Genomic DNA, 12,706 nt, shown 5'->3' on the forward strand with positions numbered 1-12,706 from the left:
GTCATGAAGGCGCCAACCACAATGTGGCCGACGACCTTCCCGCCTATCTGGTGATCGTCATCGTCGGCCACATTGTGGTTGGCGCCTTCATGACTGTGGAGGCCGCCACCACGCTTTCGACCTGGCAGCACGCGCTGATCTGGGTGCCGCTGACCATTATTCTGGCCGTCGCGCTGTTGCAGCCGGTCAAAGGCGCCGTCATCGGCCTGCAATGGGCGCTCTATATGCACGGCTTCGGCGGCGAGAAGGACGAGTTCGAGCCGCATCTCTAAGCCTGGAGCGGTTCTGTCCTTGATACAAACAACGACCATCTCCGAGCAGTGGAATTCCAGATCGAGAACCGCTGCGCGTTTTTTCCTGGAATTGCTCCGGCAGCGACGTTTGGTCCGGGCTGGTGCAAAGGCCCGAACACGTAAGCCACTTTCGCGTTCGAGAAGTTTCCGCTAGGTCGAGCGCATGGAAGGAATGACCAAGGCGGATGTCGACAAGCTCGATAAAGGCTTGGCCGTGCACGGCGGTCGGGCGCTTCGCCCGCGCGATGCCGCAACCTTGATCCTGCTCGACAGGAGAGCCAGCGACGTTCTGGTGCTGATGGGCCGGCGCCATGCCGGCCACGCCTTCATGCCGGGAAAATTCGTCTTCCCCGGGGGCCGCACCGATCCCGCCGACAGCCGCGTTCCGGTGGCTGCCCCGCTGCATCCTGAGGAAGAGGCGAGGCTTGTGAGCGGCCCCGGCCGCGCGAGTGCCGCACGGGCGCGCGCCATCGCCATGTCGGCAATTCGTGAGACTTACGAGGAAGCCGGCCTGCTGATCGGTCGTAAAGGCCCGTTCGCGACCGCCAAGCGCGATTGGCAGGGTTTCGTCGAACACAGCGTCGCACCGTCGCTGGACGCCCTGCGCTTCATTGCCCGCGCCATAACGCCGCCCAACCGCGTGCGCCGCTTCGATACCCGCTTCTTCAGCGCCTGGCGTGAGGATGTCGCCGTCGAATTGCCCGACGGTGGTCCAACCAACGAGTTGGAGGAGCTCGTCTGGCTGCCGCTTGGCGACGCCCGCAAGGCCGACACACCCGACATCACCCGCATGATCCTGGAAGAACTGGAAAGGCGGCTCGCCCACGATCCGTTGCTGCGTCCGGGCGGCGCAGTGCCGTTCTTCCGCCTCATCCGAAACCGCTTCGTTCGCGAAGTCCTTTAGAAGCAGAGCATCCCCATCGATGACGGTCGATACCCAGCAACAGGGCGACGAACGCGTACACTGGCTGCCGATGACTGCGGCGATCTCCTCGATCAGCGTGGTCGGCATTGCCATCGGCCTCGGCATGCCGCTGCTCAGCGTCATCCTCGAATCGCGCGGCCACTCGGCCTCGATGATCGGCCTCAACACGGCGGTCGCCGGGCTCGCCTCGATCGCCGGCGCGCCGCCCGCCACGCCGCCGGCCATGCGCCTCGGCGTCGCCCAGACCATGCTTTTGATGATCGCCGTTGGCGCGCTCGCTTTTGTCGGCTTTCATTTCGCGCCGGCCTTCTGGATGTGGTTTCCGCTCCGCGTCGCGCTGCACATTTCGCTGACAGTGCTCTTCATTCTGTCGGAATTCTGGATCAGCACCTCGGCGCCCCCGCATCGTCGCGGCCTTGTGCTTGGCATCTACGCCACGGTGCTTTCTCTGGGCTTCGCCGCCGGGCCGTGGCTGTTCGCCCATGTCGGCTCCGATGGATTCCTGCCGTTCGGCGTCACCATTGCGTTGGTAACGCTTGCTGCCATCCCGGTGCTGGCGGCCCGTAACGAGAGCCCGGCGATCGTCGCCGACGGCGAAACCAGCCATTTCCTGCGCTATATCTGGATGGTGCCCACAGCAACCTTCGCCGTGCTGGTGTTCGGCGCCGTCGAGACCGGCGGCTTTTCGCTGTTCCCGGTCTATGGCAGCCGCATCGGCTACTCCGAGGCCGACGCTGCGCTGTTGCTGACCATGATCGGGCTCGGCAACGTGCTGCTGCAGATACCGATTGGCATGATCAGCGACCGAGTCTCGGACCGCCGCTACCTGCTTCTGGCCTGCGCCACGGTCGGCCTCATCGGAACCGTGTTCATGCCTTTCTTCGCCAAGGACTGGCACCTGATGGCGGCGCTTCTGTTCGTCTGGGGCGGTGTGGTCGCGGCCATGTACACGATCGGCCTTGCGCATCTGGGTTCTCAGCTTTCCGGCCATGAGCTCGCCTCTGCCAACGCCGCCTTCGTGCTCTGCTATGGGGTCGGCATGGTGATCGGCCCGCAGGCGATCGGCATCGGCATGGACGCCTTCGGCCCTTCGGGCTTCGGCTGGTCGCTGGCGCTGTTCTTTGCCGCGTACATGCTCTTGGTTCTCGTCAGGCTGGTGCGAAAGATCCTCTAGTGAAAATGTCGCCCAGGAGCGTCGGACCATCAGATTGAATCGCGAAGGATTCCGCTGATGTAAGGTTTGTGATTCACTTCCTTGTGGAGGTGATTTGCTATGCCCAAGCCCTATTCGCTCGATTTGCGTGAACGTGTTGTGCGGTTTGTCGAGGCGGGCCATTCTCGGCGTGCGGCGGCGGCACATTTTGAGGTGTCGGTTTCGTTCGTCGTTATCCTGATGAGGAACTATCGAGAGACCGAGAGCCTGGCGCCCAAAGCCAGTGGTGGCCGCCGCCATTCCAAGCTCGATCCGCATCGTGCGTTCCTGCTTGGTTGTGTGGCCGAGAAGGACGACATCACCATGCCGGAGCTTGCCGCCCAACTGGTTATTGCTGCAGGCGTCCAGGTCGCTCCCGCCTCGATCTCACGTTGGCTCATCAGGAACGGCTACCGCTTCAAAAAAAACGCTGCTGGCCAGCGAGCAAGATCGACCCGACATCAGCAAGGCGCGCCAGGAGTGGCGGGCCAAACGCCAGCCGCGGATGCGGCTTGAGCCACATCGGCTGGTGTTTATCGACGAGACCGGAACCACGACGAAGATGACGCGCTTGCGCGGTCGCTGCCTGAAGGGTCGGCGGTTGCGCTCAAAGGCACCGTTTGGACATTGGAAGACGCAGACCTTCATCGCCGGGCTGCCATGGGCTTACCGCCCCTTTCGTCGTCGACGCGCCGATGAACCGGCGCATCTTCGAGACCTACGTCGAAAACGCAGCTCGCTCCGACGTTGGCAAGGGGCGATGTCGTCATCCTTGACAACCTCGCCGCCCACAAGAGTCCAGCCGCCGAGGCAGCCATCAGGGCAAGAGGCGCATGGCTGCTCTTCCTGCCGCCCTACAGTCCGGATCTCAACCCGATCGAAATGGCCTTCGCCAAGCTCAAGGCGCATCTGCGCGCAAAGGCCATCAGAACCATCGACGCCCTGTGGCAGGCCATCGGCGATATCTGCAATCTGTTCTCCCCAACAGAATGCAGAAACTACTTCACTGCCGCAGGCTATGGACTCACATGAAAATCCGCCGCTCTAGCTTAAGTGAATACGCGCCGAAATAGGCCGCCGAGTTGGCTATTCTCTATTGGCGACGAGCCATGCGCGAACTCTGGCGGCGTCAAGATCAGCGATCCTCGGCGGATTGGACACAGACAACATGCGAACTACAAACAATTCTCCCAGTTCGGGGTATTCATCGTAACGCTCCTTCGCAATTTCGCTGCCAATTTCACCTGCTTCCCTTAATCCATCAAGATGCGCCTCCAGTCTCTCTATCAGACGGCCAAGGCGCACGTCATCCATGTCAGGATTTTCGGCAGGGTGGAGTAGATGGTAGTCGTAAACGGTCCATAAGAATGCCGCCATCTCGGCATGCTGACGGACAATTTCGCGAAGAACTGGCGCGGGCATCAATTCAAATTGACCGAGCCGCCGCGGATACGGTTTGCCGCGCTGGCGTGGCTTGTCAAATACGTACCCCGTATTGTGATGTGGCCATCCTTCTCCATGACGATGGTCGCCTTGCCGCAGCGAAGCTCGATACGCTCGTTGGCGCTAATTCGGATTCGATCACCGTCTCGAATCACCGTCGAAGTATCCGACTTGGGAACGGAATCAATGATGCGCCCCACGATAAGCGGTCGACCGGGATCTCCGTCTTGAAACAGCAGAGCTACCTCTGCGCCAATCATTTCCGAAGTGAGTTCTGCAAGGCTACGCGCGGGAACAGCCGTCTCTCGCAGGTTGCCCGGAAAGACGACCAAGGGGGCATTCTCGCCGAAGCCCAGGAATATACCGATCACAACTCCGTCGATCCGTTCGGCCGTCCGTGTCATTTTTTAACGCCCTCAATTCTGCTTTATTTCCGAACCTTTCATCGTGATATCGCTAGAAGCCTTCACGTTGATCTTACCCGATCCTTTGACCGTGATATCCTTGCCTTCGATCGTGATCGTGCCGTCCTTCTTCATGCCGATTGCAGCTGATCCGCACTTGATGACGATTGAGTCTCCCGCGTCGATCACCAAATCTTTCCCAACTCTGATAGCACCGTCTTCGTTAATCTCGACCACGCTGCCCTTGCCAATCTTCAGTGCGCGTGCGCCAGCCACTTGCGTAGCATCGTCTTCTGCAATTTTGGCGCTGCGGCCCTTGCCGATTTCAGTAGTCTGACCGCCTCCAATTTTGAAACTCTGATCGGCGCCGACATTGACGCTTTGCCCGGTTCCGATGTTCCAGCTATCAGCCGCTCCAATATCGTGGCTCTGCCCAGTTCCTACCGTCACGCTCCGCGACGCGCCGATCGTGTTCGTCTGCGAAGCGCCCACGGTCCTCGCTTCAGCCGCCCCAACTGTATCCACACGCGCGGCACCCACCGTCACCGTCTGCACCAGCCCAACCGTCTGCGAGTGGTTGGCGTCGATATTCTCCGTCGAATTCGCAACAATGTGGATGGTCTCATTCGCATGGACCGTCAGCGAGCGGTTCGCCCCCACCGTTTCGGTGTCGTTCGACCCGATATTCGTCGTCTGGTCGACGCCGATCTTGACCGTCTTGTTGTTGCCGACGTCCTCGTCGAGGTTGTGGCCGACGGAGTGCTTGGCGTCGTGGTCGATGCGGTCGGACTGGTCGTGCTGCACCAGCTTGTTGCGGTCGTGCTTGATCAGCAGGTGGTGGTCTTTCTGCGCCTGGAAATTGACCAGTTCGGAGCCCGCCTTGTCCTCGAACATCAGCTCGTTGTAACCGCCGCCGCCCTTTGAGGAATTGGACTTCCAGCCCGATTGCGTCGCATTGCCCGGCAACCCGTAGGGCGGCATCTGCGACGCGTTGTAGACCCGGCCGGTGATGATCGGCAGGTCCGGGTCGCCTTCGATGAAGTCGACGATCACCTCCTGGCCGATGCGCGGGATCTGAATAAAACCCCAGCCGCTGCCGGCCCAGGTTTGCGACACGCGCACGAAGCAGGAAGAGTTCTGGTCCTTCTTGCCGAGGCGGTCCCAGTGGAACTGCACCTTCACGCGCGCATATTTGTCGGTGAAGATTTCTTCGCCCGAAGGGCCGACCACCGTCGCCGTCTGCGGACCGCGCATGATCGGCCGCGGCGTGATGCGCGGCGGCCGGTAGGGCAATTTGGTGGGCGCCACGCCGAGCACCACCTTGAAATTCTCGCTATGGGCCTCGTTCTGGGTCCGGTAGCCCGGATCGAACAGCCGGTACTCGGCGCTGATCACCAGATAGTCCTGGTTCTGGTCGTCGCGCGGAAAGCTTTCCAGCTTGAACTTGCAGCCAGAGAAGAGGCCGCGCACGGTGCCCACCGCCGTGCTGCGCTGGTGCACGGCCTGAAGCTCCTCGCGGCGAATTCCCGCAATCGTGTCGCCTCGCCCGACATCGAGATGCGCGCCGGGCTGGCGATAGTTTTCGCCCGCGGCCTCCTTGTGGCTGAACGGCTGGGCGGACTTCGCCATCAAATCCGCGCCGGGCTTCTCGAAATCAAAGTCGGTGTGGGCATAGGCCCCCGGCCGCACCGCGCTGCCCGGAATCCATTCGGTGATGTACTCGACGTCGCGCCGCGAGCCCTGGCCCTCGAAATTGTAGAGCACCTTCTCGTAGCCGGGTGCCGGCTTCAGCTTGCTCATCGCGTCGCAGAGCACCAGGGTATGCTTGCCCTCGTCATGTTCGAAGAAATAGAAGATGCCCTCGTGCTCAAGAAGCCGCTGCACGAAATCCAGATCGCTTTCGTCATACTGGACGCAATATTCGCGCTGCGGATAAGACCCTTGCAGCCGCTTCTCGAATTTCGCGATGCCGTATTTCGAGAAGATTTTCTCGACGATCTCGACCGCCGTCATATTCTGAAAGATGCGGCAATCGGTGGTGTTGCCGAGGAACCAGAGCCATGGCCTGACCATCGCCTCATAAAAGCCGAGCCTGTCCTCGATGCGGATGAGCTTGAATTCCGACACAAGCCCGCTGAACCAGCGTTTCGGATCGGATTCGCCCTCGACCGAAACGACGCCGCCCAGCATCTTCAGCGGATCGACGTCGTGGCTCTTGGAGACGAAGCCGATCGTATAGGCGAAACAACGGCTGATCTCGTCGCGCCCGACGAGATGGGTGAAGGTCAGCACATCGCCGCCAACGGGCGTCTGCACAACCGTGGCGCGTTCGTTCGGCATGGGTCGTGCCCCTCCTGGACGCGGCCGCCAGTATGATGGATTGAAGCCCCCGCTATGTTAACCGCATCACGTTCGGGAACTTTTCGCACCCACCGCACCGGACCGTTTTCAGCCTAGCACATGTTTGGTGGCGGCCAAACAACAGCTGTGGCTAAACGCCGGTGTGAAACGCTCCTCTCCCGCCGCGCTCGCAAGCTGCTAGAATGCCAGAGCAATTCCCGGAACACCGCATAGCGATTTTCCGTTCGGAGTTGCGTGAAGAATAAGCATTTGTTGACCAAGTTCGGCGACGCTTCCGGATGTTCATCTCGCTCCAGATCAGCAATGTCAGGCTGCCATCCGGCGCCGCCGCGAGCTACGCCGCCCGCGACCGCAGTTTCGAGATCGGGCGCGAGAATTGCGACTGGACGCTTTCCGATCCGGACAAGATCATCTCGGGCCGGCATTGCGAAGTCCGCTTCCAGGCGGGCGGCTTCTGGCTTTACGATATCTCGCGCAACGGCACTTTCGTCAACGGCTCCAGCCAGCGCATGGCCGGTCCGCACCGGCTGGCGCATGGCGATCGGATGCTGATCGGCCGCTATGTCGTTGCGGTATCAATTGACGAGGAAGGCGCCGCCGCCGGCCACCCGCGAACCCGGCCCGCGTCGACGCAACGCGAGCTGCCGCCATCGACGGGCAGACCGCTGGAGCTCGGCAAAGAGCCCTTCTTCAGTCGGACGGAACAGCGGCCCGGGACGGGAGCGGCATCGACATCTTCGGCGCTGCGGCCGCCCCCAGCGCCGGCGAAGCCGGGTAGCCAGCCGGCGGGAACCGATATGCTGCTGCAGGATATCGCGAAGGCGGCCGGCATTTCGCCCGACCTGCTTCAAGCGCGCGATCCGCATGAGGTGGCCGCCGAGATCGGTACCGTGCTGAGGACCACCATCGAGCAACTGTCGCTGCTGCTCAAGGCGCGCGCGGCGGCCAAGGTGCTGGCCAAGAACGCCAACCGCACGATGATCGGCGCCGAAAACAACAACCCGCTGAAATTCGTTCCCGGCACCGACGACATACTGGAGATCATGTTCGCCAAACGCCGGACCGGCTATCTCGACGCCGCGCACAGCGTCGAGGACGCCTTCCGGGACCTCAAGACGCATGAATTGGCAACTTACGCCGCCATGCAGGCAGCGCTTTCCAGGCTGCTCGACGACCTGTCGCCGGAGGCCATCGCCAGGAAGCTGCCGCCGGCCTCCTTCTCATCCAAGAAGAGTCAGGCGTGGGATGCCCTCGTCGCCACCTGGCGGACGATGGAGGAGAAGCATGAAAACGGCATGCTCGACGTCTTCCTGGCCTATTTCAGCGAAGCCTATGCCAAGGCCAGCAAGCAGAAGTAGGTGGACCCGGGGCTATGTGACCGGTCTCACAGAAGAAAGCGCTGCTTCGAGCATCCTGCTTTCCGATTTCAATCAGCTGCCTGTACGGTTAGGATAACGTACGGAAGCTTGCCTGGCGGGCAAAGCGGCGTGGCTTGGGGCGTGTGCAGCAATGTCATGTTTCGGCGAGATGAGCCTTTCCATCCGGCCCGCCCCCAAAGCTCGGCATGAAAAGCCGGAAGCCGACCTCATTCCCAGTCAAGGAAATGGTCGTCGCGCCGCGACGGTGGATCGCCGATGAGTTCGAAGGACGATCCCTTCCGGCCGGCGGACAAGACCGTCATCCGAGCGCCACGGCCTAGGCAACGCTCGCCCGCGGCTCCCGCGAGTTCCTCGTCGGCTGGCGCTGAGCCCGCTGCGACACCCGCCAGGGAATCGACGGTTTTCGACCCCGGCGTCGGCCGGCGGATGCCGACAGGCTGGTCCTCCGGAACCGTGGTCGTTCAAAACCCGGTTCCCGGGGCTGCCGCTGCAGCGGCGGCGCCCGCGTTGCAACAGGAAATCCTGCTTAGTGCCGCGGATGGCGTGAATTACGCCGCGGCAAATCCAATCCTCGCGGCCGCGGCGCCCTTGCTGATGCTGTTCAGCCAGTTGCGGCTGATGCCGGTCGAGCGGCAGGCGGCCCCTTTGGCAGAGCACATCACCGAAGCGATCGAGACATTCGAGCGGGAGATGGCGAAAGCCGGCATCGCCGAGGAAGACGCGCGGATTGCTAAATTTGCGCTATGCGAGACCGCCGACGATCTGGTCGGCAACCTGCCGTGGCCGAAGGACGACGGCTGGATCGGGCACAGCCTGGTGGCGCGGTTCTTCCACACCAAGCCCACCGGCGCCGGTTTCTACGAGGCGCTGAACAAGATCCTGGGCCGGCCGGAGGGTCATCACGACCTGCTTGAACTGATGCATGCCTGCCTGTCGCTCGGGTTCGAGGGCCAGTATCGTGGGAGGGTCGGCGAACGGGACGCGCTCGAACGCGTCCGGCGCGACGTCTACGACACGATCCGGTATTTTCAACCGCGCGCCGGGGACGACATCTCGCCCCATTGGCAAGGTATGGCGGCGGCGCTGTCAAAGCCCCAGGCGCGGCTGCCGCTATGGGCGGTCGCGGCCGCCGCCGCGACCCTGGTCACGGCGGCCTTCTTCGGACTACGGATCCTGATCACCGACGAGGGCGACGCAACAGCCAGCGAATTGCTGGCGCTCAATCCCTCAACGCCGGTCACCATCGAGCGCGCGAGCGTCGCTCCGGTTGCCGAGCCGGCGGTACCCGCCCCGCCGGAAGCCACCCCGTCGCCGCCTGCCGTTCCCACCGTCACCCAGATCGACGTTCCCACCATCACCCAGATCGACCGCATCCGCGCCGCGCTCGCCAACGAAATCGCCGGCGGCGGGCTGACGGTCGGCACGAAGGGCAACTTCATCGTGGTCGAAATCAGCAACCAGCTCTTGTTCGCGCCCGGGCAAGCCGAACTGAAGCCGGAGTTCCAGCCCATTGCGGCGGACATCGCCACGGCTCTCAATGCCGAGCCCGGACCGATATGGATCGTCGGCCACACCGACAATGTGAAGCCGAAGAAGTCGAGCCAGTTCAAATCGAACTTCGATCTTTCCGTCGCGCGCGCCAAAGCCGTCCAGTCAATGGTGGCAAACGAGCTCAAAGACCCATCGCGGGTCGCGGTCGACGGCAAGGGCGAGGACGAACCGATCGCCGACAATGCGACGGCTGATGGCCGCGCCAAAAACCGCCGCGTCGACGTGATGATCCCGAAGGAGGAGACGTTGTGAGCGCGCGCGGCGGGGAGCGGCACTGATGCGCTGGGTGCTGCGGCTGTTCAGCCTACTCGCGCTTGCCGGCTTCTCGGCTGCGGTCTGGTATGCCGGGCCGCTGATCCGGTATGCCGATACACGTCCGCTCGGACCGGTCTGGCTCCGGACAACGATCATCGGCGTGGCCGTCGCGCTGCTCGCAATCTTCTACGGCATCCGCTTCTGGCAAGCGCGCAAGGCGCAGAAGGCGATTGAGACGGGCATCGTTCGCAGCGGCGACCGCAACGACGATTCAGGGGTGCTCGAAGCGCGTATGAGCGAGGCCATCGCGACCCTGAAGCAGTCGAGCGGCAGGCGCAACTTCCTCTATGAGATCCCCTGGTACATCATCATCGGCCCGCCGGGCGCCGGCAAGACGACGGCGCTGGTCAATTCGGGGCTGAAATTTCCGCTTGCCGGCTCCGGCAATGCCCAGCCGCTGGCCGGGGTCGGCGGCACGCGGTCCTGCGACTGGTGGTTCACCGAGGATGCCGTGCTGATCGATACGGCCGGCCGCTACACGACGCAGGATTCGGATGCCGAGCGCGACAAGGCGAGCTGGCTCGGCTTCCTTGGACTGCTCAAGAAGTACCGCACCGGGCAGCCGATCAACGGCGTGATCCTCGCCATCAGCGTCGCCGATCTGATCGGCTTCGACGACCAGCAGCTCGATGCGCATGTCACCGAGATACGAAGCCGGCTGCGGGAGTTGCACGAGACGCTGAAGATCCAGTTCCCGGTCTACCTGCTCTTCACCAAGGCGGACCTCGTTGCCGGCTTCATGGACTATTTCGGCGATCTCGACGAGGCCCGGCGGCGCAAGGTCTGGGGCGCGACGTTCCAGACCACCGACCGCAACAGGAACATGGTCGGCGAAACCTCGGCCGAGTTCGACGCGCTGGCCAGGCAGCTTGCGGACGAGATCGCCGACCGCCTGCAGGACGAGGCCGATCCGGTGGCGCGCATCGCGATCTTCGGCTTCCCGGCCCAGTTCGTCGCGCTGCGAACCCGCGTCGTGCGGTTCGTCACAAGCCTTTTCGATGCCTCGCGGGCCCAGGTGAATGTCAGCCTGCGCGGCTTTTATTTCTCTTCGGGCACGCAGGAAGGAACACCGATCGACCAGGTGCTGGGCGCGATCGGCCGCAATTTCGGCAGCGCTTCGCAGGCGCATCTTTCCGGTACCGGCAAGAGCTTTTTCCTGCATGATCTTCTGGCGAAGGTGATCTTCCCCGAGGCCGGCTGGGTCTCGTTCGACAGGACAGCGGAGCGGCGCGCCAGGCTCGCCAGGTTCGGCAGCCTCGCCGCAAGCGCATTGGCAGCTTTTGCATCGCTCGGCGTGCTGGGCCTCAGCTACTTTGCCAACGAGTCGCTGATCGGCTCCACGAGACAGGCGATGGCGCAGTATCGGGACGGCGCGGATTCGCTGCTCAGGAGCACGACAGTTACCGATGTCGACCTCGAAAACGTCATCGGCCCGCTCGATCAACTGCGCAACCTGCCGGCGGGATATGAGACCGCCGGCCAAACGAAGCCGATCGAGGAGAGTTTCGGGCTCAGCCAGCGGGACAGGCTTCTGTCGGCGTCCAAATCCGCCTATCGGCAGGCGCTGGAGCGTAGCTTCCGCTCGCGCCTGCTGGTTCAGGCGGAGCGCACGATCCAGGCCAAGATGGCCGACCCGATCGCGCTCTACGAACCGTTGAAGATCTATCTGATGCTGGGCGGCAAGGCGCCCAAGGTCGACGACGAGCTGATCGTCTCCTGGATGAAGCAGGATTGGGAGGAAAACCGCTACCCCGGCGAGAACAACCGCGAAGGCCGCGCGCAGCTCGAAAAGCATCTGCGCGCCATGCTGGCGCTCGACGATGCCTACGACCCGGTGTTCGAGCTCAACCAGCCGCTGGTCGAGGCCGCGCAACGCTCGCTCGGACGCATGAGCCTTGCCGACCGCGCGTCGGCGCTGATCAGATCGGCGGTCTATGCGGCAAGGCTCCAGGATTTTTCCGTTGCCGCCAAAGCCGGTCCGGAGGCGCAGCTGCTGTTCGAACGCATGGACGGCGCAGAGCTCGCCGACCTTGGCGTTCCCGGCCTCTACACCAAGGCGGGGTTCAACGGTTTCTACCTGCCGCAGCTCTCGCGCATCGCGCAAATGCTGGTCGATGACCAGTGGGTTCTCGGCGGCGGCGGCGAGCAGGGCGGCATCGATCAGGACCTGCCCAGGCTCGGCCCCGAACTCATCGATCGCTACGGCAAGGAGTTCGCCTCCGCCTGGAACGGCGCGCTCGACCAATTGAAATTCAGGGCGATGCTGAAGGACAAGCCGCAATATATCACGCTCTCGGCCGCCGCCTCGCCGGACTCGCCGCTGGACCGGCTGTTCACGGCCATTGCCGATGAAACCGCCTTGACAAAAGACGGCGCCGCCTTCGCAGGCGACACCGGAACGGCGCAGCAGGACCCGGTCGTTATGGCCAAGGGTCTCGCCCGCATCGGTCTGCAGATCGCCGGCGGCAAGTCGCAGAGCCGCGCCGGGGCAAGCTCGTCCGCCACGCAGAATGCCGGCGCCTCCGTCGAGGCGCAGTTCAGGCCGTTCCAAGCGCTGGTGAGCGGCTCCAGCGGTCGCCGCCCGCTCGATGCGCTGACGCAAAACTTCCACGACATCTACCAGAGCGTGAAGCTGGCAGCGGATGTCCCCGCGCAGACGGAGCGCGTCAACGCGAACCTGAAGCTGCAGATTTCGACGATGCGCGCCAATGCCTCGCGCCTGCCCAAGCAGCTCGCGCGCATGGTCGACGCGGCGGCGGACGAGTTCGAAGGCAATGTCGCCGAGACTTCGGTAGCCAACCTCAACCAGATGCTCGACGAGACGGTCACGCGTCCCTGCGAGG

At 63.0% G+C, this 12,706-nt stretch carries 9 protein-coding genes and 1 pseudogene; 7 read left to right on the forward strand and 3 right to left on the reverse strand.

Annotated features, from left to right (window positions below; translation table 11 throughout):
* The 4 genes and pseudogenes from EOA60_RS04105 to EOA60_RS04120 all read left to right on the forward strand — a co-directional run.
* The coding region (locus EOA60_RS04105) for a DUF983 domain-containing protein (RefSeq protein WP_128311083.1) at positions 1 to 272 on the forward strand (272 nt) is incomplete at its 5' end.
* A 184-nt stretch (positions 273 to 456) separates the two neighbouring features.
* Positions 457 to 1,197, forward strand: a complete 741-nt coding sequence (locus tag EOA60_RS04110) for an NUDIX domain-containing protein (RefSeq protein ID WP_095825215.1) — start codon at positions 457 to 459, stop codon at positions 1,195 to 1,197.
* Positions 1,198 to 1,216: 19 nt separating this feature from the next.
* Positions 1,217 to 2,392 (forward strand): MFS transporter, encoded by a 1,176-nt coding sequence (locus EOA60_RS04115; protein ID WP_128311085.1) that lies wholly within the window; start codon positions 1,217 to 1,219, stop codon positions 2,390 to 2,392.
* A gap of 99 nt (positions 2,393 to 2,491) precedes the next feature.
* Positions 2,492 to 3,442, forward strand: a pseudogene (locus tag EOA60_RS04120) (IS630 family transposase).
* 54 nt (positions 3,443 to 3,496) lie between these two features.
* Here the strand turns inward: EOA60_RS04120 and EOA60_RS04125 are convergent.
* From EOA60_RS04125 to tssI, 3 genes are read right to left on the reverse strand one after another with little or no spacing between them, the layout of a single operon-like run.
* The gene (locus EOA60_RS04125) at positions 3,497 to 3,832 is read right to left on the reverse strand and encodes a hypothetical protein (protein WP_095825717.1); all 336 of its coding nucleotides are present in this window, start codon (positions 3,830 to 3,832) and stop codon (positions 3,497 to 3,499) included.
* The gene (locus tag EOA60_RS04130; protein WP_095825718.1) at positions 3,832 to 4,257 is read right to left on the reverse strand and encodes a DUF6484 domain-containing protein; all 426 of its coding nucleotides are present in this window, start codon (positions 4,255 to 4,257) and stop codon (positions 3,832 to 3,834) included. The genes EOA60_RS04125 and EOA60_RS04130 overlap by 1 nt, the downstream gene beginning before the upstream one ends.
* Positions 4,258 to 4,269: 12 nt before the next feature.
* Positions 4,270 to 6,597 carry a type VI secretion system tip protein TssI/VgrG gene (tssI, locus tag EOA60_RS04135; protein ID WP_095825719.1) on the reverse strand — a complete coding sequence of 776 codons (2,328 nt, stop codon included), beginning with the start codon at positions 6,595 to 6,597 and terminating at the stop codon, positions 4,270 to 4,272.
* 299 nt (positions 6,598 to 6,896) lie between these two features.
* Here tssI and tagH point away from each other — a divergent pair, with 299 nt between their 5' ends.
* From tagH to tssM, 3 genes are all read left to right on the forward strand, one after another.
* Positions 6,897 to 7,976 (forward strand): type VI secretion system-associated FHA domain protein TagH, encoded by a 1,080-nt coding sequence (gene tagH, locus EOA60_RS04140; RefSeq protein ID WP_095825720.1) that lies wholly within the window; start codon positions 6,897 to 6,899, stop codon positions 7,974 to 7,976.
* Positions 7,977 to 8,504: 528 nt separating this feature from the next.
* Positions 8,505 to 9,800, forward strand: a complete 1,296-nt coding sequence (tssL, locus tag EOA60_RS04145; protein ID WP_348627465.1) for a type VI secretion system protein TssL, long form — start codon at positions 8,505 to 8,507, stop codon at positions 9,798 to 9,800.
* A 25-nt stretch (positions 9,801 to 9,825) separates the two neighbouring features.
* On the forward strand, positions 9,826 to 12,706 hold a 2,881-nt coding region (gene tssM / locus EOA60_RS04150), incomplete at its 3' end, for a type VI secretion system membrane subunit TssM (protein ID WP_206628094.1).

Origin of the sequence: Mesorhizobium sp. M1A.F.Ca.IN.020.06.1.1 (genome assembly GCF_004023265.1) — a bacterium.
In the GTDB taxonomy this organism is placed as follows: domain Bacteria; phylum Pseudomonadota; class Alphaproteobacteria; order Rhizobiales; family Rhizobiaceae; genus Mesorhizobium.

Excerpts from the sequence above, each read along its gene's own strand:
- tagH (WP_095825720.1), top strand. The coding sequence starts at position 6,897 with ATGTTCATCTCGCTCCAGATCAGCAATGTCAGGCTGCCATCCGGCGCC.
- EOA60_RS04115 (WP_128311085.1), top strand. The coding sequence starts at position 1,217 with ATGACGGTCGATACCCAGCAACAGGGCGACGAACGCGTACACTGGCTG.
- EOA60_RS04125 (WP_095825717.1), bottom strand. The coding sequence starts at position 3,832 with ATGCCCGCGCCAGTTCTTCGCGAAATTGTCCGTCAGCATGCCGAGATG.
- EOA60_RS04110 (WP_095825215.1), top strand. The coding sequence starts at position 457 with ATGGAAGGAATGACCAAGGCGGATGTCGACAAGCTCGATAAAGGCTTG.
- EOA60_RS04130 (WP_095825718.1), bottom strand. The coding sequence starts at position 4,257 with ATGACACGGACGGCCGAACGGATCGACGGAGTTGTGATCGGTATATTC.
- tssI (WP_095825719.1), bottom strand. The coding sequence starts at position 6,597 with ATGCCGAACGAACGCGCCACGGTTGTGCAGACGCCCGTTGGCGGCGAT.